This is a genomic window from Cetobacterium sp. NK01 (assembly GCF_024506395.1).
Classification (GTDB): domain Bacteria; phylum Fusobacteriota; class Fusobacteriia; order Fusobacteriales; family Fusobacteriaceae; genus Cetobacterium_A; species Cetobacterium_A somerae_A.
Map to the genome: position 1 here is coordinate 40,267 of NZ_JANIBO010000007.1, position 24,165 is coordinate 64,431.

Consider the following 24,165-nt stretch of genomic DNA (forward strand, 5'->3'; position numbering starts at 1 on the left):
AAATTCTATTTCAGAGTGATTAATTATCCTAGGTTTGGGATATGTCATCCAAAATATATTTGAAGCTGTGATATGATTTGACCACAATCTCTTTGACGGCTTGCCCATTTCTTCGTGATATCTTGTGTTGCTAAGTAAAGCATCTTTAACAAGCTATCATCTGTAGGGAAAACTGATTTATTTTTCGTCACTTTTCTCAGTTGCCTATTGTATCCTTCAATTGTATTCGTTGTATAAATTAAAGTTCTTACCTCTTGAGGATATTTAAAATATGTTGATAATCTAGGCCAGTTATTTTTCCAAGATATTGCAATCTTTGGATATTTTTTACCCCATTTTTCGTCGAATAACTCTAAGTTTAGTACCGCACTCTCTTCTGTAGTCGCTTTATATACTAGCTTTAGATCAGCGATTAAAGCTTTTATATCTTTATATGACACAAATTGAGTAGAACTCCTTATTTGATGAATTATACACTGCTGGATTTGAGTTTGAGGGTAGACAGCCTCTATCACGAGGAACATTAACTTCAATTTCACCAGCGCTACTTTTAAGCTTCTTAGAACTATAGCCATTTCTTGAGTTATTAGAATTTTTATTACGGTAATCATACTTAGTATACCCTAACTCCTCTTCTAGCTCACCTTGGTAAAACTCTTCTATCATAACTTTCATCATATCTTTAAAAAAAGTATTAAGATCATCAGGACTAGAAATAGGATTTTGTTTCAAAAATTCTCTCACTTTAATTCTTTTTTGCTTTTCTTCTTCAGACATATTTCTTCTCATAAAAAAACCTCCAAGTTAGATAATTTAATATTACCCCAACTTGAAGGTTTACATAAATATTTAATTAGACCCGGAGAAGCCTCATTAAAAGATTTCTTTTATTATGAATAAATTCTAATTTAAAACAAAAAACTAAACATAAAAAAACATAACTTGCTATATATTTTAAAAGTCCATACTAAAACTTTTTCTCTTCTTTTTCTCTATTTCAAAATCAACTAAATAGTTACTTAAGATTTTTCCTCTTAAATTAATATAATTTGTTTTTAAAGAATTTTTAGTAAATCTATTGGATATATCTTTTTCAAGATCTAATTCTCTTTTCAGGTTTTTTGTCTCTTTAATAAAAAATTCATTAAGTTTAGATTGTTCTCCATACATATCACTTTGTTTAGAATATCTTTTGGCAATACTATCTCTTAAGTCATTAATTCTAGATATCTCTTTATGAAGTTTTTCGTCACCAATAGATTTTTGAATATCTTTAAACTCTTTTTCTAATTTTAAAAGAGACTCATTAACACTTTTTAATTCTCTATTTATTTTAGTTAAAGATCCTAAATGCAATAATTTTTTAGATAAAGTTGAGTATGAATCTTTCTCTATTTCCAACTCAATTCTTTTTTTATCTAAAACTCTATATTCTTTCATAGCTTTAAAGTATCTTCCCTTACTTAAACTATTTAAAGCTAATCTTTCTATATCACTAAATTTCATATCTTTAAAATAATTATAAATTTTAGATGACTTCGACGCTCTTAAACTCATTTTAAGACGTTCGGACTCTTTGTTGGATAAATAACACTCGAAAATACTATCATCCACCTTAATTAGCTTTTTATGAAGAATAAGAGCTATTATTTTTCTATCTAACAAAATAGATTCTTGTAACTCTTTTTCTTTTAATAATTTTGCCTCTATACTTTTTTCAATTCTAATCTTCTTATTTTTCATTTCAGGAGTGGAATAGTCGCTTTTTATCTTTTCAATTTGAGATAAAATAACTTTATTGGATTCGCTTAATCTCTCAATCTCTTTTTTAAAGAAATTTAGCTCTTTCTCACTACCATCTTTATACTTATAACCAGATTTATATATCATTAAGTTTAATTCATTGGAATCTAATTGTCTCTTTAACTTAGAATATTCACCTTTAGTCAGAATATTTAAACTTGTAGTTTCTAAGTTTTCTAATTGTCTTGGAATATTTTTTAAGATCTTTTCAGCTTTTTTAATTTCGTAGTTACTTTGGTTAAATATATTAAATTTAGTATTGAAACTATTTTTTAATTTTTCCTCAGCATAAACTTTAAACTCATTCTCTTGTATTGTATCTTCAAATTGTTCTAAATGCTCTTCTAAAGAGAATTTTTTATCATTTAAATCTTTCAATAATAGATTTAAAGAATCTAACTTATTTTTTTCCATATTAAAGCTGCTTAAAAGCTCATATTCAACTTTTAAGATCTCCACATTTATCTCTTCTAATCTCTCATGAGTGTCTAAAATATCTTGATACATACTATCACTAAAGTTATTTAACTCTAAATCAATCTCTTTTATTGTATCTTTTTTCAAAGATTTCTCAGCTTCTAATCTTTCTAATTTTAGAATTTCATCTTTTAACTCTTTTATCTCTCTATTTAACTTAAAAGATTCAAGCTTCTGTTTATGAGTTTCATTTAATTTCTCCTCAGATTTTTTTAATAAGGCTCCATTAATATGAATGGGATTTCTATCTAAAGATTCAGCTAAAAGGTAATCTCCTCTTTCTAAAGCAATCTCTCTTTGTTTTTCTAAAGTTTCACATGAAACTCTCTCATTAACATTGGCATTTTCTAAATATTTATTTTGTAAATCTTCCCATATTTTTCTTATCTCTAATAACTTTTCGATGTTATTCCACTCTGTATTTTTCTTACAACCTCCACGCTCTGGAGATTTGGCGTTTGCTCTTTTAAAAAAAATATCTTTATTTCGCTCAATTCCATCAAGCTCTCTTGGAGAAAACATAATATGAGCGTGAGTATTTAAAATCTCATTTTTATATGAACTTTCTTTACTATGAATAGATACAGAATAGTGATACTTTCCCTCTAAAATGATATCTAGAAACTCATTTAAAAGCTCAATATTCTTTTCTTCAGTTAGTTCATTAGGAAGGGAGATTCTAATCTCTTTATAGACTGTACCATTAATTCTTTCTTTTTCATCACCAGCTACCCAAAACTCTTTAGGAGATTTAGACCAATTAGGCAAATTGTGATTTGTGTATTTAATTTCCTTTTCTTTATTAGCATATTTATTTTGCCCTAAAATATAGTCAATATGTGGACCACCTTTTCCAACTCTACCATAAGATATATTCAAATGATAATTTGCCATAATATTCACCTCCCTTAAAGTCGAAGACACCTGAAAGGTCAAGATACCTCTTCTAACACGCAGTTTCTAGCAATTTGCCAAGGCAAATGTGAGAAACTATTAAGCGTGCACTCTGGTGACTTCTGTTGAGTATTTATACAAGGCTAATGATCAATTTCTTTCTATTTTTCTTGATTTTTTATTCTTTTTACTTTTTTCAAAAAAATGAAGCTCCGAATGCTTTGAATAAAGAGCATAAAATTACTTAATTTTTTAAAGAAGGCTTTAATCTAATGGAGAAGTACCACTACTTAACTGTTGTACTAACTGATTTTGGATGTTTTTTCAAAGAAGGATTTATAAAAAAAGTTTATTTTTTAAAATATTTTTAACTCAGAAAATACTCAGTTTATCTATGAGGATATTGTGATATTTTTAAATGAATATGAGACTAATCTATTACTGGTAATTTCTACTATGAAAGTTGAAAAGGGTTTTAATCATAACGTAGCATCAATAGAATGGAACAACTGTTACAGTATGTTTTATATGTAAAACATATAAAAATATCAAGTAGATTTATTTAATATTTCAGCAAATGTTAAAGCAGGAGTTATATTTTTTTTAAAGTATTTAAAGTTAGATACTACTAATTCAAGTTTAGTCTTAGTAAGCCATAATACTAGATGCAGTAATAGTCAAAAAGTATATGGTATAATAAAAAATAATAGACAAATTTTAAAAAATTGTTTAAATATGTTATACAGGGAATACAAAATAAAAAAGGCAGGTAGATAATGTATAGAGTGTGTTTAATAGAAAAAGAGGAAGTCTTATTATTTAAAGAGATAGAAGACTATGAAAATACCTTTACTTACATCGAAACTTTAATAAATCAATTAGGAGAAAATAGAAAAATTGTAGTTCATGAAAATAGAAATGAAAAATAGGAAAAATTTGGTGAATGGAAATTGGAATAATTTAAAAGACTTTTTAAAAAAATTAACGTCTAAAAGTTATGATAATAGTTAGAGAGTAGAAAAAGATTTAAAGCAGTAAAAATAACCATCACACAGTTTCAAAGATGTTTTAATTTTTTTAAATAAAGAGAGAATATTTTAATTAATTTTAACAAATTATGAAGTTGTTTTTCTAACTATTATATGAGGTAATAGATTTAAAGTCAGTAAACTGTTTTACTATTAAGAGATTTAAAAAGTTTTTTTAAAAAATGATTGAAAGTTTTAAAATTATTCGAAGGTGATTTAGTAGTGAAATAGAGGGATTTGTGATGGTTGCCCTCTACTTTTTTTATTTTTGGATTTGAATCTACTAAAAAGAAAAAATCTTCAAGCATCTACATAGAGACTATAAAATCAATATTGAAGAAATAGTGCTATATATTATCATAGAATATGTAGCATTAAATCCAGTGAAAACAAGAGTTTTAAAAGCTCTTGTTTTTTCATTAGTATCTTTCTTTGGTTTTGCTTTTTGTTTATGGTAAAATATAAGCAGATGAAAAAATCTTAAAAGGGAGAGGCATATGGTTGTTCAAAGTGAAGCTATGCTTGAAAAAAGTCTCATAAATAGACTTGAAGATCAAGGATATAAATATATAGAAATTAAAGATGAAAAAGAATTAAATCAAAACTTTAAAAAACAACTGGAAAAACTTAATAATATTGAGTTGAGTGAAGAAGAGTTAGAAAGAATTCTTATTCATTTAGATAAAGGATCAATTTTTAGAAAAGCAGAGATTTTAAGAGATAAATATGAATTAAAAAGAGACGAAGGTACTGAATATATTCAATTTTTAGATAAAGAAAATTGGTGTAAAAATATTTTTCAAGTTTCTAATCAAATAACAATGCATGGGAAATATGAAAATAGATATGATGTCACTTTATTGGTAAACGGTATTCCTATGGTTCAAATAGAACTTAAAAGAAGAGGGATTGAGTTAAAAGAAGCGTTTAACCAGATAAATAGATACCATAAACATTCGTTTAAAGGACTTTTTAATTATCTGCAAATCTTTGTAATTAGTAATGGGGTAAATACAAAGTACTATGCTAACAATAGAAACTCATCATTTAAGTTTACATTTTTTTGGACAGATAAAGAAAATAAAAAAATTAGTAATTTAAATGAGTTTACAGATTCATTTTTAGAGAAATGTCACCTTTGGAAAATGATAACTAAATATATTGTTTTAAATCAAAACCAAGAAGCACTTATGATTTTAAGACCATATCAATACTATGCTGTGGAAGCTATTTTAGAAAAAGCTACATCCACTAATAAAAATGGATATGTATGGCATACAACTGGATCTGGAAAAACTTTAACCTCTTTCAAAGTAAGCCAACTTCTTTCTCAAAATAAAAAAATTGATAAAGTTATATTTGTTGTAGATAGAAAAGATTTAGATTATCAAACGACAAAAGAGTTTAACTCTTTCTGTGCTGGAGCTGTGGATGGAACAGACAACACCTCCTCTTTGGTGAAACAGCTATCAGGAACAAACTCTCTTATAATAACAACAATCCAAAAGTTAACTCGTGCTATAGATAACGAAAAATATGAGCATAGGTTAAATAATTTAAAAGACAAAAAAATCGTTTTAATATTTGATGAGTGTCATCGTTCTCAATTTGGGGATATGCATAAAAAAATAACTGAATATTTTAATAATATTCAATATTTTGGATTTACAGGAACTCCTATTCTTTCTGAAAATGCCAATAATTTAAGAACAACTCAAGACCTTTTTGGAGATTGTTTACATAAGTATGTTATAAAAGATGCCATAAGTGATGAAAATGTTTTGGGATTCTCAGTTGAATATGTTGGTCGATACAAAGATAAAAATAAAAATCAACCAGATATAGAGGTTGAAGCTATAGATACAAAAGAGTTGATGGAATCTGATATGAGATTGTCAGCAATCACAGATTATATTATAAATAATCATAATGCAAAAACTTTTAATGGTAGTTATACAGGAATTTTTGCTGTTAGCTCTGTACCTGTGTTAACTAAATACTATGAGCTTTTTAAATCTAAAAATCATAATTTTAAAATTGCCACGATTTTTAGTTATGGAGCTAACGAAGAGGATGATGGAAGTGATGAACACTCTCGAGACAAATTAGAAAGATATATTGCCGATTATAACGTAACTTTTGGAACAAATTACAGTACTGACACATTTAATGAATACTATGTGGATGTGGCCAAAAGAGTTAAAGATAAACAGATTGATATACTTCTTGTGGTAAATATGTTTTTAACTGGATTTGATAGCAAACTTTTGAATACTCTTTATGTGGATAAAAATTTAAAATATCATGGATTAGTTCAGGCTTTTTCTAGAACTAATAGAGTTTTAGATGAAAGGAAAAAACAGGGGAATATTGTTTGTTTTCGTAACTTAAAGAAAAGTGTAGATGAAGCTATAAAGTTATATTCTGATGAGAACGCACTTCAAACTGTGCTTATGAAACCATATTCAGAGTATGTGAATGATTTTAATAAAGTGTTGACTGAGATGATGGAGAAAACATATGAGGTTGGAGAAGTTGACGATTTAGAATCTGAAAAGGAAAAGTTGGAGTTTGTTTCTAGATTTAGAGAACTAATTCGACTTATGACAAGATTATCTGTTTTTACAGAGTTTGACTTTAAAGATTTAGAAATTAGTGAACAAAAATTTGAAGACTTCCGAAGTAAATATTTAGATTTATATGCATCAACAAAAGGTGGAGATCGTAATAAAACTTCAGTTTTAGATGATGTGGATTTTGAAATAGAGTTACTTAAAAGAGATGACATTAATGTTAACTATATTTTAGATCTTTTGAAAGATTTAGATAAAAATAGTTCCTCTTTTCCAAAAGATAAAAAGTTTATTTTGGATATGATGAGTAAAGAGGTAACTCTTAGAAGTAAGAGGGAGCTTTTAGAAAAGTTTATTGATAATAATTTGGTTAATATAAACGAAGAGAACGATTTTGAAAGTGAGTTTAAGCAGTTTATAGAAACTGAGAAAAAAGAGGCTGTGTATAGTTTAGTTCAAAAGGAAAATTTAAAGGAAGAAGAGATTGCAGAGGTTTTTGAAGAGTACGAGTTTTCAGGAAAATTGAAAAAAGATAATATCAAGGCTTCTTTTTTTACAAAACCAAAATTAAAAGAGATGAGAGAAAAAGTAGCTTATATAGGACATCAAATTAGTAGTATAGTTGAGATGTTCACTTGGTAAGACATCAAAAGGAGAAGATAAATGTTAGATAAACAACAGTTAGAAACAAAATTATGGGCAGTGGCCAATGAACTTAGAGGAAACATGGATGCTAACGAATACAAAAACTATATATTAGGTTTTATATTCTACAAGTATCTATCTGAAAAAATAGAAAAATTTGCTAATGAAATATTAGAAGCTGATGAAATTAGTTTTTATGAGGCTTGGGAAGATGATGAACTGAGAGAGGAATTAAAAGAGGAGTGTCTAGATGAATTAGGATATTTCTTAGAGCCTGATTATCTTTTCCACAACATTGTAGAAGAAGCTATCAATGGTGGATTTATAATTGATAAATTGGATAAGGGATTAAAATATATAGAGCAATCAGCACTTGGACACAGTAGTGAAAAAGAGTTTGTCCATGTATTTGATGATGTGGATTTACAATCAACAAAACTTGGAAGAACAGTTGAAGCTAAAAATACACTAATTTCTAGCGTTATAAAACATTTGTCTGAGATAGATTTTGAGCTGGGAAATGGAGAGAGAGATATTTTAGGAGATGCCTATGAGTACTTAATTGCACAATTTGCAAGTAGTGCTGGGAAAAAAGCTGGAGAGTTTTATACACCTCAGCAAGTTTCAAAAATATTATCTAAAATTGTAACTTTAGGAAAAGATAGAGTTAAATCTGTTTATGACCCAACTTGTGGTTCTGGATCACTTTTACTTCGTGTTGCTAAAGAAACAAATATATCAGATTATTATGGACAGGAATTAAACCAAACAACTTATAACCTGGCTATAATGAACATGATACTTCATGATGTTAAGCCATCAGATTTCCACATAGAGCAAGGGGATACTTTAGAAGATGATAGACATATTGGAAAAAAGTTTGAAGCTATTGTTGCAAATCCACCATTTTCTGCAAACTGGACAGCAGCAGCAAAGTTTTTAGATGATGAAAGATTCTCTGAATATGGAAAGTTAGCTCCTAAAACAAAGGCGGATTTTGCTTTTGTTCAACATATGTTGTCTCACTTAGAAGAGAATGGAACTATGGCAACTGTTTTACCTCATGGAGTTTTATTCCGTGGAGCAGCAGAAGGAGTTATAAGAGAGTACTTAATAAAAGAGAAAAACTATTTAGATGCTGTTATTGGACTACCAGCAAATATTTTCTATGGAACATCTATTCCAACTTGTATCTTAGTATTTAAGAAAACTAGAAAACATTCAGACAATATTCTATTTATAGATGCATCTAACGATTTTGAAAAAGTTAAGACTCAAAATGTTTTAAGAGAAGAGGATATTGAAAAAATAATTACGACTCTTTCTGAAAGAAAAGCTGTTGAAAAATATTCTCATATTGCAAGTTTAAATGAGATTGCAGAAAATGATTACAATTTAAATATTCCAAGATATGTTGATACTTTTGAAGAGGAAGAAGAGATTGATTTAGACGAGATTGTATCTAAATTAGATAGTCTTGGAGAGAGAAAAATATCTGTGGCAGAAAGTTTGAAAAAATATTGTGATGAGCTTAATATAAAAGCTCCAAAGTTATAGGAGTGTTTTATGGAGTTAGAAAGAAGTAGTCATATCTATGATGAAATAAAAAGTCTTTTGGAAAATGCTAGAAAAAAAGTTTTATCCACGGTAAATTCAACAATGACTATGACATATTTTTTAATTGGAAAAAAGATTGTTGAAGAGGAGCAAAATGGAGAAAGTAGAGCCGAGTATGGAAAAGAGCTTATTAAAAATCTAGCGGTACAACTTACTGAAGAATTTGGAAAGGGATTCACTATTAGAAATCTAGAATTAATAAGAAAATTTTACATGACATATTCAGTAGATGAAAAAACGAAATCAGTGATTTCGTTTTCTGAGAATCCTTTTAAATTAAGCTGGACTCACTATATTCGTTTAGTTAGAATTCAAAATATTGAAGAAAGAAGATTCTATGAAATAGAAGCTGAAAAAGAAAATTGGACCGTTAGAGAGATGGATAGACAAATAAGTAGCTGTCTTTATGAAAGACTCGTTCTTAGTCGTGATAAAGAAGAGGTAAAAGCTCTATCTACTAAAGGGCAAGTTGTAGAAAAGTCTAAAGATATTATAAAAGATCCTTACATTTTAGAATTTTTAGGATTAGAGGAGTTTTCAAACTATTCAGAGAATACTTTGGAAACTGCAATAATATCTCATATTGAAAAATTCATAATGGAACTTGGAAAAGGATTTTTGTTTCAAGGAAGACAAGTAAGGTTTACCTTTGATGAAGAGCATTTCTTTGTTGATTTAGTTTTCTATAATAGAATTTTAAAGTGTTTTGTGATAATAGATTTGAAAATTGGAAAGTTAAAACATCAAGACATTGGGCAGATGCAGATGTATGTAAATTATTATGATAGATTTGTAAAGTTACCTGATGAAAATAAAACTATTGGAATTATAATTTGTAAAGATAAAAATGATACTTTAGTAGAGATAACTCTTCCTGAAAATAATGAACAGATATTTGCAAGTAGATACATGACAATACTTCCTTCAAAAGAGGAGTTGGCTAAAATTGTTGAGGAGGAAGAGAATAATGAAAAATAAAGTACCAAAGTTAAGATTTAAAGAGTTTACTGATGAGTGGGAGGAGAAAAGATTAGGAGAAGTTTTATTTGAAAGAAAAATAAAGCAAAAAATATCAGAAATAGCACCATTATTAGCTTTTGCAGCGGGACAAGGAGTTATTGATCGTAGTGAAAGAAAAACAAATAATAGAGATTTTTTAACAAAAGACTCTACCCAAAAAAAATATTTACTTACAAAATATAATGATATTGTATATAATCCTTCAAATTTAAAATATGGAGCAATTGATAGAAATAAATATGGTCAAGGAGTTATATCTCCAATTTATGTTACTTTTGAAACATCTGAAATTCCAAGTTTTATTGAATTAATAGTAAAAAGTGAAAATTTTAAACAAAAAGCTTTACAATATGAAGAAGGAACGGTTACAAAGCGGCAATCAGTTAAGCCAGAAAATCTATTATCTTTAAACATAATTAAGCCAGATTTAAAAGAACAAGAAAAGATAGCCTCGTTTCTTTCAAAGGTGGATGAAAGCATTGAAATTTTAGAAGAAGAAAAAGAGTTATGGGAAAAATATAAAAAAGGCATGATGCAAAAAATCTTTAGCCAAAAGTTAAGATTTAAGGATGAAAACGGAAATGATTATCCTGAGTGGGAAGAGAAAAGATTGGAGGAGGTTTTAACTATTGGGAATGGAAAAGATTATAAACATTTAAATGAAGGAGATGTTCCTGTATTTGGAACTGGTGGATATATGACAAGTGTAGATAAATATTTATACGATGGTGAAACTGTTTTTATAGGAAGAAAAGGAACAATAAATAAACCTTTTTATTATAATGGAAAATTTTGGACAGTTGATACTTTATTTTATACTCATAATTTTAAAAATAGTTTGCCTAAATTTATTTATGTTATTTTTCAAAATGTTGACTGGCTTCAATATAATGAAGCTTCTGGGGTACCTAGTTTATCTAAATCTACAATAAATAATATTTTTATAAATCTTCCCTCTCTTCCAGAGCAAGAAAAAATAGCTAATCTCTTATCAACAATAGATGAGAAGATTGAATTGATTGAAAAAGAGTTAGAGGAAATTAAAGAATTTAAAAAAGGATTATTACAAAAAATGTTTGTTTAGATTTTAGAGGAGCTAGTCTGTTTTTTGCAAGGCCAAATTCCCTGTTTTTGAAAAGCAAAGCTACAGGGAATTTTCTTTCCTATCCTAGTCCTGATTCTTTTAATCTTTTACTTGATCCATTAAATAATACTAAATGACTATGATGAACTAATCTATCAATAAGGGCTGCTGTCATATTTTCATCATACAAAATACTAACCCATCTACTAAATTCCAAGTTAGTCGTCAAAATGATGCTGTATCTTTCATAACAATCTGATATAATTTGAAAAATTAACTGTGCTCCTTCTCTATCAAGTGGAACATAGCCCCACTCATCTAAAATCAATAAATCTAACTTTTCAAACCTTTTTAAAAATGAACTTAAGTTTCCTTTTTTCTTTGCTTCACTTAATTGGTTCACAAGTGTACTTGTTCGATAAAATTTTACATTCTTTCCTTCATTACAAGCGTTTAATCCCAGCGCACATGCCATATGTGTTTTTCCGGTTCCAACTCCTCCATATAAAATAAGATTTTTCTTTTCAATAATAAATTTTAATTCTTTCAGTTCCTCTTCTCTTAAGGAACTTGATAATGTAATTTCTTGAAAAGAATAATCTTCAAAAGTTCTAATAACTGGAAAAGAAGCTAATTTAATAGATCTTTCTATTTTTGTAATATTTCTATGATTAACTTCTAATTCCAGTAATTTACATAAAAACTCTTCATAATTTGTAGCTTGAATATCTTTGTAAATTTCAGAGACATTTTTACTCAACTTTAACCTTTTACAATAATTTGCTATTCTTTCTTGCATTAATTTACCTCCCCAAGATTCTTTAGTAGTGCATCGTAAATTCCAATATTAGGTGATAGCTCTTTCATAATTAATGGTTTATTACTAATTTTTAAACTCTCTACTTTTGGATAATTATCTAACTTTGATTTTAGATACATTTTCATGTTATCAAGCGATGAAATATTTTTTTCTAAACATTCATCAATAATTTCTAATGCTTTTTCAAATCCTTTATCCTCCGTAACTTCTGCCATAAATTTAAAAATTTGTTTTTCCTTTTCTTCAGTTAGATTTTTTAATTGTTCTGTAATTTTGCAAGGAAACAACTCATAGATACCACTATACTTAATTGCACGTGGATGTCTAGAAAGTTGAGTAAGATAAGGTAACCAATTAATTACATCTTTAGGTTGGTCTCCATATAACCTTTCATGTATTACAATCTCATTTAAATTAGAATCTAAAACAGTGACTTCAGTAGCACCGATCTTTAATCTAAGATTTTCTCCTGCAAATTTAGGAGCACTTGAATATCTAAATTTTCCTTCTAGTATAAATCTTCCGCATTTATCAGCTTTTAAAACTTTAATTAGCGCTGGATCAAACTCTGTATTAGGGGTCCCATCAGGAAAACGCGGAATAACAACGCTAAGGATTTTCCTGACCATTGATGCCCCCTTTATTTTCAATGTATTTCGACCATTTTTCATTCAAAAATTTTCTCAAGTAATCTAATTAGAGTTATTTCCATCTTTCCTTGTATTTATTAGCTTTTTATCTTGCTGCTCCGGAAAACGCGGAATAACAACGTTAAGACCCTCAATTTCATTAAATTTCAAGTTTTTATGAAAATTTAACAACGCTAAGGAATTGTCTAAATTGAATCTAACCCTTTAATTTCAAGGAGTTTTCGATATATCGAAGCTCGAGAAATATTTGTAATTTCACAGATTTGTTTTACTGTCATTTCACCCTCTTGATAAAGTTTTAAATGTTGCCTGAAATGTCCTCTTAGTATTGGGGGACTTTAGTCCTGTAGGACTTTTATTATTAGAAGAGTTTGTTAAAGGGGGAGTTTTTTATGGATAGCTTAGATTTAGGAACTTTATTTTGGGATTATAAAAATGTAGATCGTGATACAGCATATAGAAGTTTAGTTGCAAATAAACCAAGGACACTGTACAAATACAGATCTGGTAATAAAAATTCTATAGATGATTTTAAAGACGAACAGTTATGGTTTAATGATCCCTTTGATACATTTGTAAGTGGGGCTTTATTTGATAATTCAATTGAGGACTTAAAAGAAACTATATTGAATAGAAAAAGTACTATAGATAAAATATTTGGCAAAGCAGAAACAAATATTGAAGAGGATGAATTATTTATAGAAAATTTCAAAAAAAATGAAGAAGCTCGTTTGAACTTTATAAAAACAGTGAGAAGCACATTTCGAGTAAGTTGTTTTTCTCAAAAGAATGATTCAATTTTAATGTGGAGTCATTATGCTAATTCGCATAAGGGGTTTTGCTTAGAATATGATTTTAAAATGTTGAAAGAATTAATTACACTGCCTTTACCAGTTAAATACTGCAATGATTTGCCTAACGATATAGATGATAAATTAAAATTAATTTTTACTAAATCTAAAGAGTGGAGTTATGAAGAAGAATGGAGATTAGTAAAACCTGCGGAAAAATGTGTAAGTCAAAGTAATATTATAGCTCCTATAGCGATTTACTTAGGAAGTAATATGGATGAACAAATTAAGAAATCAATAATGGATATTGCTAAAGGTAAAAATATAAAAATTTATAAGATGTATTTAAATCAAAATGAATTTAAATTAGAGGCTAAATTAATATGGGAGCCAAGATTGTAAGATATAGAATAATGATAAAGATTATATACATATAGTAGGTTATTTAGATTATTTGTAGAATTATTCATATAAAATATATTTTAGGGGGATATTTTATGGATTTAAAAATGAGTGATCTACCTCCACAATTTGAAAATATAGCTATGAGAGTTGGAATAGATATAACTAAGGTGTTATTTGAAGAATTTGGGGGGACATCTGTGTATTTTCCTACTGAAAAGATGATATATAAAGAAGCTCGTGATAGAGATATTATAGAAGAGTTCAATGGATTTAATGTAAAGGAATTAGCGAGTAAGTACAGAATGTCTGAAAGTTATGTTAGAGCTATTATTCGGAAAAATAAATAATCAAGTTGAATTTTTAGAAATTAAATTGTATTATTACGACTTAAATAAAGTTTTAGATTTTTAACAAAATACTAATAAAAAGAGCTCCATAATCTATTTTTAGATATGGAGTTCTTTTTATTTTAAGAAGTTAACAAGCTAAATAACAATATTAAAAAATTAAAGAGAATAATTAAAAAGACTGGTAAATTACTAAAAAAGTAAAGTTAACGTATTTTAGAATTTAAAACTATTAATTTAAGATTAACTTTAAAAAGTAAAGTTTCAAAAAAATAGAAACAAGTAAACTTATTACAATCACTTGCTTGTTGTCATTAATTAGTGATAACAAGGTCTTAAATTTGATTATTATTGAAATTTCATAAAATACAGCTATTTCAATGATTTAGATAATGTTTGGTGCTTTTTTTCGAGAATATGATAGTTAGGCCTATAATATTATACAAATAATCTTTCATTCTCAACATATATACCAATTAGTGCATTAATTTATCATCTATGTACTAATTGGTATTACTAGATTTGAACAAATTTTGGTGCAATTTTGCAGAAAAAACGCAGGTTGGCCTATAAAAATTTAACTTATCTATTTAAATTTAATCTCTAATTGCGTTTAATTTATGAAGCAAATACTCTTTTTTATTCAATGGATCATAAGTTGTTTTTTGGCGTGCTTTTGCAAATCCAGCGGAAACTTCCTTATACCCATAAAATTTTGTCACAAACATTCCCCTACCTTCTGTATATGAAGCTATTTTCATTTTATATTCTTTTGAATTTTCTACTGGAATTAATCCCTTTATTGAGAATTCATCCCCTATAACAATAGGATTATCAAAGGTTGCCCTCATAGTTTCTAAATCCCATACCGCTTTACTTAAAGCATTTTGAGGAATCCTTAAATCAAACTCATGTAATGGCTCTAATAAAACAGTTTGTGCTTTATATAATGCTTCCATTAATACCATAGGTGTCACATTTCTAAAATCTGCTGGAGTGCTGGCTGGACTAAAAAATTCACCACAGCTAAGAGTGACTTTTACATCTGTAACCTCCCATCCAAATAATCCTTGTTTGCTTGTCTTAATAACTGCTTCTTCAATTGCATTTTGAAAAGATTTTGGCAATGACCCTACTGAAACATTAGAAATATACCTAAGACCTTCGCCTCTCCCTGCTGGTTCTATTTCTAAGCCTACTGTCGCCCAAAATGGATTTAAGTCTTCCTGCATATGCATTATTGATGATCCAAAACCTTTAGGTGTTTCCTTATAGATAGTCTCAATATTCGAAAACTCTACTTTTATTCCATATAAATCATCTAAGATAGAACTTAGTATTTCCATTTGAACTTCACCGAATAAGTTGACATAAATTTCTTTATCCATGTCATTCATCTCTAATTCTAGTAGTGGATCTTCCTCTGCAAGTAATATTAATGCTTTAAATAGCTCTGGATTTTTTTCTTTATCAATTGCAGAAATTGTTGTTTTTAATGCTGGTTTAGCTATAGATATATTTTTAATTTTATTATTTGAAATTCCAATAACATCTCCCACTTGGAAACTTGTAAGTCCATATAAAATACCTATATCCCCTGCTTCTATCCTCTGTGCTTCAATAATTACACCATTTTCTAGCCTATTAATTTTCTTTACTTTTTCTGCTAGCTCCTTATTAGGTACTTGAATTTTATCTCTTACAGATATTTTTCCTCCAAATAATCTTACATAAACCTTCTTTTCATTTTTACTTGCTCTTTCGATTTTAAACACTACTCCAGATAAATCACTTTCACAATCATCACCTGAAAATGGAAAATAACTACAAATTCCATCTAATAAATCTTCAACTCCAAGTCCAATTGCTGCAGCACCACAAAATACTGGATATAGACTTCCTTCCCTTGCATATAATGAAAGCTTTTCTTGTATTTCTTCTTTATCAGGTTCTATTCCACCAATATATCTTTCTAAAAATGCTTCGTCTAAGTCTGATAAAACATTAATAGCATCATCATTTATTATGCATGTATCAAAATAAACAGCTTTGCTTCCTGCATCATATACTTCTTGTAATCTAACTACTTTATTGGACATATTCTTCTTTATCTCTTCAAATACTTTATTGAAATTTGCACCAATTCTATCTAGCTTATTTACAAAAATTATTGTTGGAATGTTTAACTCCTTTAATGTGTCAAATAATATTCTTGTTTGTGACTGAATTCCCTCTACTCCTGATATAACTAGTATTGCTCCATCTAAGCCACTTAATGAACGTTCAACTTCCGAAATAAAATCCACATGTCCTGGAGTATCAACAATATTAACCTTAACATTATTCCAATTAAAAGATATGGTTGACGATTTAATGGTAATTCCTCTCTTACGTTCAAGCTCCATAGAATCCGTCTGTGTATTGCCTAGATCAACTCTTCCAACTGATTTTATAGCTCCACTATAATATAATAAGTTTTCTGTTATAGTTGTTTTTCCTGCATCCACGTGTGCTACGATTCCTATATTAATTATTTTCTTCATAATCAATACCTCCAACTCTATCAACCACCTTTTTATCCATTATCATAGCAACAATATATAACACTAATACCGGTGTTACTAATAACGAAGTACATGCTATACCCATACTTACTGAAATATTTGTAGCTATGATTCCTATAATTGGTCCACCTAAAATTTGACCTAAGGAATTTATTTGTCCATTTATAGAAAGTACAGTAGCTCTGGCCTTGTCATCTATATGTCCATTAAGCCATGCACTAAATATAGGTTCATTTATAGTTCTAAAGGTACTTGTCGCTAAATAAGCTATTAGCATTAAGTTAAAGCTTTTTGTAATAGCAAATATGAACATAAATGATATATAAAATATATTTATACATAATAACAGCTTTCCATTTTGATTCTTATCATCATCCTTAAGCTTTTTTGCCATAAAATGCATTACTATAGCACTCAATATCATTCCTGAAATTCCAAAAATTCCGAACCAAGTCACTGATTTAAGGTTTCCAAGTTTAGGAAGCATAGTATCTTGTAAAAAATGCACATTAGAAAGTCTATCATAACCTTCACTGGATAATCCATAAAATAAAGTTACTGAAAGCAAAATTATAATTATAGGTTTGCTTTTTATAAATTTAATACCAGATTTAAAGGTATATCCCATCTTTTTGAATGTATTTAAATCCTCTGGAGCAGATGATTTAAAATTATTTTCTGGCATATATAACCATAAAAATAATGCAAGAATTATAAATAAAACTCCACTAACTATAATAGGTAGTCTTACAGAGAAATTAGCTATTACAGTGCTTAGTACTATTCCAATAACCGATCCTATCTGTCCTGCTTGTGCTCCCTTTATATAAATTTTATCCAAATCTTTATCTTTCTCTTCTTCCGCAATCCAAGCTTCAACAGATCCACTGATAAAAGTAGAACCTAATCCCCATATAATCTGTGCTGCAAGTATGAAAACGAAACTAGAAATAGAACCTTCTAAAATAAATCCCACTCCTGTTAAAACTACACCAATAACAATAGATAGTTTACGACTGTACACATCTGCAACTATGCCTGTAGGAATTTCAAATATAAAGCATGCTACTTCTAAAGTAGTTCCAACAAGTATAAGCTGAAGTGGATTTAAATGCACCGTTTCAATGTGATACACTATCATAACTGTAGCTACTAGCGAAAAACACATTGCTGTAATAGCTGAAAATAATAAATAAGTTTTATATGCTGAAAGTTTATTAACCATTAATCATCACCATCCTAATATTTCTTAAAAAATTTGTTTGTTTTTCATAATCTTCATATTTAAATATATAAATCATCAAAATAATCTCCTTAAATAAAAAAAGGCTGTAAATGAATATAATTCACTTACAGCCTCATAATTATATAACCTAAATATAAACATGAAATATAGAACTTTAATTTATATAGCTTATTATTAAGCTATTCAAATTAAAATCTTATACCATATCTATAAATGTAGCAAAAATAGACATAAAAATACCGTGTTTAGAACACAGTTTTCCTATTCTGCAAATAGAGGTGTAACATGCTCATTATAATACTGATTATTTTTAGAGTACACAAACAAACATGGTAATATCAATAATTGATTCTACCACAAATAAACCTTGAGTTATTCAAGATTTTTTCATATACTTTTTAAAATAATCCTTATTCAGTTAGTTTAGTTAAAAACTACCTCTTTGCGCATATTTATAACCCCTTTACATTTATATTTTTCATGTTTATATTTTAGTATAATTACATTATATATAAATTTTTAATTTTATTCAATGCTTTTACTTTTACATTTATCAAAATTTAATCGAAACTTTATTAGGGGTAGAGTCCTATTTTCGCGGAAATCTTACGTTAAGGAATAATTTATATACTATGTTTTAATGAGGTATGCCCTATTGGAACATTAACTAAAATAAGTAAAATCAATACTTCGAGGTGTCCCAATAGACTTATATCACAATTATTTTAAAATTAAATAAGTCTATGCGTTTTGGTGGTTTATTAATAAAACACTCAAATTGCTACAACCATTGAAATTACTAGCTTAATTTTGTTTAACGTACGGATTGCACATTTTCCTGACGCTACCCCTATTAAAGAAGTTAAAAGTTATATATATGTAGCTTTAAAGGAGGATTTATTATGATTAAAAGACAGTACACTATAAAATAACAATTAGCACTTGAAATATTATCAGCAGTATTTTTTTTATTAATCTCAATATTTGATGTTTTCTTTAAATTAAAGTATATGGATCTCGCGTATGGGATTTGCATAGCTGTAGTAGTAGTTATTTTTATCTTTAACTCGGGGTCCCATCAGGAAAACGCGGAATAACAACGCTAAGGATTTTCCTGACCATTGATGCCCCCTTTATTTTCAATGTATTTCGACCATTTTTCATTCAAAAATTTTCTCAAGTAATCTAATTAGAGTTATTTCCATCTTTCCTTGTATTTATTAGCTTTTTATCTTGCTGCTCCGGAAAACGCGGAATAACAACGTTAAGACCCTCAATTTCATTAAATTTCAAGTTTTTATGAAAATTTAACAACGCTAAGGAATTGTCTAAATTGAATCTAACCCTTTAATTTCAAGGAGTTTTCGATATATCGAAGCTCGAGAAATATTTGTAATTTCACAGATTTGTTTTACTGTCATTTCACCCTCTTGATAAAGTTTTAAAGCGTAATTCATTCCAGCATGATTATTGTGATATTTTTTTACTCTTCCTTTAAATTTACCCTCTCTTTTAGCTATTTCAATACCTTCTCGTTGCCTCATTCTTATTAAATCTCTTTCAAGTTGGTTAACACCCGCCATTATTGTTATTAAAAATTGACTATACGGATTTTCTTCAGATAAATCTAACCAAGTATCTTTTAAAGATTTTAAATATGCTTTTTTTCCTCTAATTAAATCTATTAATAAAAATAGATCATGAGTACTACGAGTAATTCTTGTTAAATCAGTTACATAAATAACATCTCCACATTCAATTTCTTTCAACATATTTTGTAATTCTAATCTATTCATTGTAGCTCCAGAAATTTTTTCTTCAAAAATAATATCCATCCCAATTTCTAGAAGTTGTTGTTTTTGCCTCGCTAAATTTTGATCTTCAGAACTCACACGAATATACCCTATTTTTCTCATTTTTATTCCTCCTCTTTGAGACAAGTCTTATGAGACTCTACAAACCTATATTTTATCACGGTTCTTATTTTGTATCAATAGAGTCTACTCTATTGATATAATATTAAAAATACAATTAAAGGAGTTACAATATGTCATTAAGAGGAAAAGAGTTATTTTCTCAAGAGCAAAGAGAAATGTTCATGAAAATACCTGAAGATGAATTATCTTTAGCAAGATATTACACATTTTCAAAATATGATTTAGAAATTATTCAAAGACATAGAAGAGATGAAAATAAAATAGGATTTGCTTTGCAATTAGCAGTATTGAGATATCCCGGTTGGCCATATAGCTACATTAAGTCTATTCCAAAGATAGTAATAAGTTATATTGCAAAACAAATAGGGACTGGAATAGTACCTGCTAGAAGATACCCACAAAGAGATAATACTCTTTGGCAACATATGAAAGAGATTAAAGAGGAATATGGTTTTATTTCTTTTGGTGAAGTTGAACACAAAAAAGTATTTAACTATATCTACAAATTAAGTTTAGAAAATGAAGATACCTTATATCTTTTTGATGAGTGTTTGAATTTTTTTAGAAAAAATAAAATTATACTTCCTGGTATAACTACTATTGAGAACCTAATATGGGAAGCTAAAAACGAAGCAGAAAAAATACTTTTTGATACTTTAAATAATTCTCTTTCAGAAGAGCAAAAAGAAAAGTTAAATTCTACTCTATTAGTTCAGCCTAATATAGAGGAGCGAAGCAGAACAACCCTTGGTTGGTTAAAAACTCCAACTGGCTTTCCTTCTCCAGAAACTTTTTTAAAGTTGGCTGATAAAATCGAGTATATAAAAGATTTACATCTTGATATTTCTTTAGTTCAACATTTTCACTCAAATAGATTATTACAACTCTATAGAATGGCTATGAGATATGAACCTTATGCTTTTAGAGATTTCAAAGAAAATAAAAGATATGCACTATTAACAATTCTTTTAATAAATCTTTCTAAAGACCTGATAGATAAGGCTTTTGAAGTTCATGATAGACAAATGTTAACACTGATTTCAAAAGGAAGAAAAGCTCAAGAAGAGATACAAAAAAATAATGGGAAAAAGTTAAATGAAAAAATAGTTCAATTTGCAAGTATAGGAAAATCTTTAATTAAAGCCAAAGAGGAAGGGATAGATCCGTTTAAAGCTCTTGAAACTATTGTTAATTGGGAAAATTTTGTTTTATCTGTAAATGAAGCTGAGAAATTAGCAAGGCCAGTAGATTATGATTATTTAGATTTATTAGAAAAAAGATTTTATTTTTTAAGAAGATATACTCCAAAATTTTTACATCTATTAGAATTTAAATCTACAAAAGCTAATGAATCTTTAATTGAAGGAATTGATATACTTAAAGATATTAACGAGAGTGGGAAAAGGAAAATTCCTGAAGATGCTCCAATAGATTTTATCTCTAAAAGATGGAGTAAATATGTATTTGAAAAAGATAACAGTATCAATAGACATTACTACGAAATGGCCGTTCTCTCTGAACTTAGAGAACATATTAGAGCTGGAGATATATCTATTTCTGGAAGTAGACAGTATATGGATTTTGAAGAGTATCTATTTTCAAAAGATGAATGGCAAGAATCTAAAATTTTTTCTAGATTAGCTGTGAGCTTAGAATTGGAAGATTATTTTACCGAGAGAAAATTAAGCATGGATAAAAGGCTGAGATGGTTTTCTAAAAATATTAATCAAATAAAAGGAATCTCTATTGAAAATGGAAAAATTTCAATTTCAAGATTGGAAAAAAATATTCCTCTAGAAGCAGAACAACTGAGTTCAAAATTATATAAACTTATACCCAGAATTAATTTAACAGATCTTTTAATAGATGTTGTAAATATAACAGGATTCCATGAAGAGTTTATTCATGCATCAACGAATAAAAAGCCAGATAACAGTGAAAAAATAACTCTAATAGCAGCTTTAATAGGAATGGGAACAAATATAGGTCTTACAAAAATGGCAGATGCTGCTTCAGGGATATCGTATAAGCAAATGGCATATATTTCACAGTGGAGAATGCATGAAGATGCTTTAAATAGAGCTCAAGTTAACCTTGTTAATTTTCATACTAAACTAAACATGTCAAAATATTGGGGTGATGGAACTACTTCATCTTCGGATGGGATGCGTATGCAATTAGGAGTTACATCGCTTCATGCTGATTCTAATCCTCACTATGGGACTGGAAAAGGTGCTACTATTTATAGATTTACAAGTGACCAATTTTCATCTTTCTATACGAAAGTAATTAATACAAATTCTAGAGATGCTACTCATGTTTTAGATGGGCTTTTAAATCATGAAACTGATTTAAATATATTAGAACACTACACAGATACAGCTGGATATACTGATCAAGTATTTGGACTTACTCATCTTTTAGGATTCAGATTTGCTCCTAGAATACGTGATTTATCCGATGTAAAATTATTTTCTTTAAGTGAAACAAAGGTATCCAAAAATCTTGAAAGTATTTTAAAGGGCAAAATTAATGAAAAGATTATAAAAGAAAATTATGATGATGTTTTAAGATTAGCATCCTCAATTAGAGAAGGTAAAGTTAGCTCTTCACTAATATTAAGTAAATTAGGATCTTACTCTCGGCAAAATAGTATTTCTACAGCATTAAGAGAGATGGGGAAAATAGAAAAAACTATTTTTATTTTAGATTACTTATCAGATGAAAAGTTAAGAAGAAAAATTCATAGAGGTTTAAATAAAGGAGAAGCTATGAATGGTTTAGCAAGAGCTATTTTCTTTGGAAAGCAAGGTGAATTGAGAGAAAGGACTATCCAAAATCAACTTCAAAGAGCAAGTACACTTAATATTATTATAAATGCTATTAGTATTTGGAATACGATTTACTTAGAAAAGGCTGTTCAATATTTAAAAACTATTGAAGAGGTTGATGAGGCTTTGTTAAGCAACATATCTCCACTTGCTTGGGAGCATATTAATTTTTTAGGGGAATATAAATTTGATTCAGATTGTTGTACAACTTCTTTAGAATTTTTAAGAGAGCTAAATATAGATTAAGCATTGAAAATAAAGGGGTCATAGATGGTCAGGAAAATCCTTAGCGTTGTTATTCCGCGTTTTCCTGACGGGACCCCTACAAAGATGAAGAGTTTATAAGAATGTGGGTAGCAGATATGGAATTTGCAACACCTCAAGTGGTTATTGATGGAATAAAAGAAAGATTAGATAAAAGAATTTTTGGATATACGAGAATTTTTTCAAAGGATTACTATAACGCTTTCTCTAATTGGTGTATAAAAAGATATGGTTGGAATTTTGAACGAGAACATTTAGTAATGTCAAATGGAATAATCCCAGCTTTATATGAACTTGTAAACTATATTTGTGGTGAAGATGAAAAAGTTCTTTTCTTAACACCATCGTATGCGTATTTTAAATATGCTGCAGATTACAATAGTAGAGATTCTGTATGCAGTGATTTGATAGATAATGATGGGTATTATACTATTGATTTTGATGATCTTGAAAAGAAGGCGGCAGATGAAAAAACTACGTTATTAATTCTTTGTAATCCTCATAATCCTACAGGACGTGTATGGACTGAAGAGGAATTAAGACGAATTGGAGAAATTTGTATAAAACATAATGTATGGATAATTTCTGATGAAATTCACTGTGATCTTTTGAGAGAAGGACAGATTCATATTCCTTTAGCGAAGCTTTTTCCAGAATGTGAAAGAATAGTAACTTGTATGGCTCCAAGTAAAACTTTTAATATGGCTGGGTTGATGATATCTAACATAGTTATTCCAGAAGAAAAATTGAGAAAAATTTGGCTTTCAAGACATTATAATTTTGATAACCCATTGAGTGTTGCTGGAGCACAAACAGCTTATGAAAAAGGTGAGGACTGGTTGAACGAACTTCAAAAATATTTAGATAAAAATTTCAATTTTACAAAAGAGTATTTAGAAAAGCATCTTCCAAAAGCTAAATTTAGAATTTCTGAAGCCACTTATTTGGCTTGGATAGATTTAAGTGAATATTTTGATAAAAATGAGGATTTACCAATGTTCTTTGCATATAAAGCTGGAGTTTTGCTAGAAGGTGGAAATATGTTTGTACAAAATTCAGATTGTTACATAAGATTAAATCTAGCTTGTCCTAAATCTCTTGTAGAAGAAGGTTTAAAGAGAATATGTAATGCAATAAATAAAAAGTAAAACATATAAGGGGAGAAAAAT

At 28.4% G+C, this 24,165-nt stretch carries 14 protein-coding genes and 3 pseudogenes; 9 read left to right on the top strand and 8 right to left on the bottom strand.

All coding sequences use genetic code 11. The features are described 5' to 3' along the window. Positions 1-44 precede the first annotated feature (44 nt). Positions 45-777 (bottom strand): annotated as a pseudogene (locus tag NON08_RS14550) (transposase). A gap of 177 nt (positions 778-954) precedes the next feature. Continuing rightward, positions 955-3,174, bottom strand: coding sequence for a MobA/MobL family protein (locus tag NON08_RS14555; protein ID WP_256692330.1), 2,220 nt, complete (start codon positions 3,172-3,174; stop codon positions 955-957). Between the two features lie 776 nt (positions 3,175-3,950). Between NON08_RS14555 and NON08_RS14560 the strand changes: the two genes are divergently transcribed. The 5 genes from NON08_RS14560 to NON08_RS14580 all read left to right on the top strand — a co-directional run bounded on the left by NON08_RS14560 (position 3,951) and on the right by NON08_RS14580 (position 11,141). Beyond that, entirely contained in the window at positions 3,951-4,103 is a 153-nt protein-coding gene (locus tag NON08_RS14560; RefSeq protein ID WP_256692331.1) for a hypothetical protein, read from the top strand. Between the two features lie 596 nt (positions 4,104-4,699). Beyond that, positions 4,700-7,417: a type I restriction endonuclease subunit R gene (locus tag NON08_RS14565; protein WP_256692332.1), complete on the top strand. Its 2,718-nt coding sequence runs from the start codon at positions 4,700-4,702 to the stop codon at positions 7,415-7,417. 21 nt (positions 7,418-7,438) lie between these two features. After that, the gene (locus tag NON08_RS14570; protein ID WP_256692333.1) at positions 7,439-8,977 is read left to right on the top strand and encodes a type I restriction-modification system subunit M; all 1,539 of its coding nucleotides are present in this window, start codon (positions 7,439-7,441) and stop codon (positions 8,975-8,977) included. A gap of 9 nt (positions 8,978-8,986) precedes the next feature. Then, a complete protein-coding gene (locus tag NON08_RS14575) occupies positions 8,987-10,015 on the top strand; it encodes a PDDEXK nuclease domain-containing protein (protein WP_256692334.1) in 1,029 nt (342 codons plus the stop codon). Next, on the top strand, positions 10,005-11,141 hold the full coding sequence (locus tag NON08_RS14580) for a restriction endonuclease subunit S (protein WP_256692335.1): 1,137 nt from the start codon (positions 10,005-10,007) through the stop codon (positions 11,139-11,141). The genes NON08_RS14575 and NON08_RS14580 overlap by 11 nt, the downstream gene beginning before the upstream one ends. Before the next feature lie 79 nt (positions 11,142-11,220). Here NON08_RS14580 and istB read toward each other — a convergent pair whose 3' ends face one another. The 3 genes and pseudogenes from istB to NON08_RS15170 all read right to left on the bottom strand — a co-directional run. Beyond that, positions 11,221-11,940, bottom strand: coding sequence for an IS21-like element helper ATPase IstB (gene istB / locus NON08_RS14585; protein WP_256692336.1), 720 nt, complete (start codon positions 11,938-11,940; stop codon positions 11,221-11,223). Next, positions 11,940-12,590, bottom strand: a complete 651-nt coding sequence (locus tag NON08_RS14590; protein WP_256692337.1) for a hypothetical protein — start codon at positions 12,588-12,590, stop codon at positions 11,940-11,942. The genes istB and NON08_RS14590 overlap by 1 nt, the downstream gene beginning before the upstream one ends. A gap of 206 nt (positions 12,591-12,796) precedes the next feature. Continuing rightward, positions 12,797-12,913: pseudogene (locus NON08_RS15170) on the bottom strand (helix-turn-helix domain-containing protein); the annotation flags it as partial. Positions 12,914-13,003: 90 nt separating this feature from the next. Here NON08_RS15170 and NON08_RS14595 point away from each other — a divergent pair. Together NON08_RS14595 and NON08_RS14600 are read left to right on the top strand one after the other, a co-directional pair. Continuing rightward, on the top strand, positions 13,004-13,804 hold the full coding sequence (locus NON08_RS14595; protein ID WP_023050239.1) for a DUF2971 domain-containing protein: 801 nt from the start codon (positions 13,004-13,006) through the stop codon (positions 13,802-13,804). A gap of 95 nt (positions 13,805-13,899) precedes the next feature. Beyond that, a complete protein-coding gene (locus NON08_RS14600) occupies positions 13,900-14,154 on the top strand; it encodes a Mor transcription activator family protein (protein WP_023050238.1) in 255 nt (84 codons plus the stop codon). 596 nt (positions 14,155-14,750) lie between these two features. On the opposite strand, the gene tetB(P) is transcribed toward NON08_RS14600, so the two are convergent. The 3 genes from tetB(P) to NON08_RS14615 all read right to left on the bottom strand — a co-directional run bounded on the left by tetB(P) (position 14,751) and on the right by NON08_RS14615 (position 19,880). Next, positions 14,751-16,697 (bottom strand): tetracycline resistance ribosomal protection protein TetB(P), encoded by a 1,947-nt coding sequence (tetB(P), locus tag NON08_RS14605; protein ID WP_023050237.1) that lies wholly within the window; start codon positions 16,695-16,697, stop codon positions 14,751-14,753. Next, positions 16,681-17,943 (bottom strand): tetracycline efflux MFS transporter TetA(P), encoded by a 1,263-nt coding sequence (gene tetA(P), locus NON08_RS14610; protein WP_025162446.1) that lies wholly within the window; start codon positions 17,941-17,943, stop codon positions 16,681-16,683. The genes tetB(P) and tetA(P) overlap by 17 nt, the downstream gene beginning before the upstream one ends. Before the next feature lie 1,349 nt (positions 17,944-19,292). Then, the gene (locus NON08_RS14615; RefSeq protein ID WP_240221788.1) at positions 19,293-19,880 is read right to left on the bottom strand and encodes a recombinase family protein; all 588 of its coding nucleotides are present in this window, start codon (positions 19,878-19,880) and stop codon (positions 19,293-19,295) included. Positions 19,881-20,011: 131 nt separating this feature from the next. On the opposite strand from NON08_RS14615, the gene NON08_RS14620 reads away from it, so the two are divergent. Next, entirely contained in the window at positions 20,012-22,978 is a 2,967-nt protein-coding gene (locus tag NON08_RS14620; RefSeq protein WP_047395175.1) for a Tn3 family transposase, read from the top strand. Positions 22,979-23,067: 89 nt separating this feature from the next. Next, positions 23,068-24,144, top strand: a pseudogene (locus NON08_RS14625) (MalY/PatB family protein); the annotation flags it as partial. Positions 24,145-24,165: the final 21 nt, after the last annotated feature.

Excerpts from the sequence above, each read along its gene's own strand:
- NON08_RS14590 (WP_256692337.1), bottom strand. The coding sequence starts at position 12,590 with ATGGTCAGGAAAATCCTTAGCGTTGTTATTCCGCGTTTTCCTGATGGG.
- NON08_RS14560 (WP_256692331.1), top strand. The coding sequence starts at position 3,951 with ATGTATAGAGTGTGTTTAATAGAAAAAGAGGAAGTCTTATTATTTAAA.
- NON08_RS14570 (WP_256692333.1), top strand. The coding sequence starts at position 7,439 with ATGTTAGATAAACAACAGTTAGAAACAAAATTATGGGCAGTGGCCAAT.
- NON08_RS14555 (WP_256692330.1), bottom strand. The coding sequence starts at position 3,174 with ATGGCAAATTATCATTTGAATATATCTTATGGTAGAGTTGGAAAAGGT.
- NON08_RS14595 (WP_023050239.1), top strand. The coding sequence starts at position 13,004 with ATGGATAGCTTAGATTTAGGAACTTTATTTTGGGATTATAAAAATGTA.
- NON08_RS14615 (WP_240221788.1), bottom strand. The coding sequence starts at position 19,880 with ATGAGAAAAATAGGGTATATTCGTGTGAGTTCTGAAGATCAAAATTTA.
- NON08_RS14600 (WP_023050238.1), top strand. The coding sequence starts at position 13,900 with ATGGATTTAAAAATGAGTGATCTACCTCCACAATTTGAAAATATAGCT.
- NON08_RS14580 (WP_256692335.1), top strand. The coding sequence starts at position 10,005 with ATGAAAAATAAAGTACCAAAGTTAAGATTTAAAGAGTTTACTGATGAG.
- NON08_RS14575 (WP_256692334.1), top strand. The coding sequence starts at position 8,987 with ATGGAGTTAGAAAGAAGTAGTCATATCTATGATGAAATAAAAAGTCTT.
- NON08_RS14565 (WP_256692332.1), top strand. The coding sequence starts at position 4,700 with ATGGTTGTTCAAAGTGAAGCTATGCTTGAAAAAAGTCTCATAAATAGA.
- istB (WP_256692336.1), bottom strand. The coding sequence starts at position 11,940 with ATGCAAGAAAGAATAGCAAATTATTGTAAAAGGTTAAAGTTGAGTAAA.
- NON08_RS14620 (WP_047395175.1), top strand. The coding sequence starts at position 20,012 with ATGTCATTAAGAGGAAAAGAGTTATTTTCTCAAGAGCAAAGAGAAATG.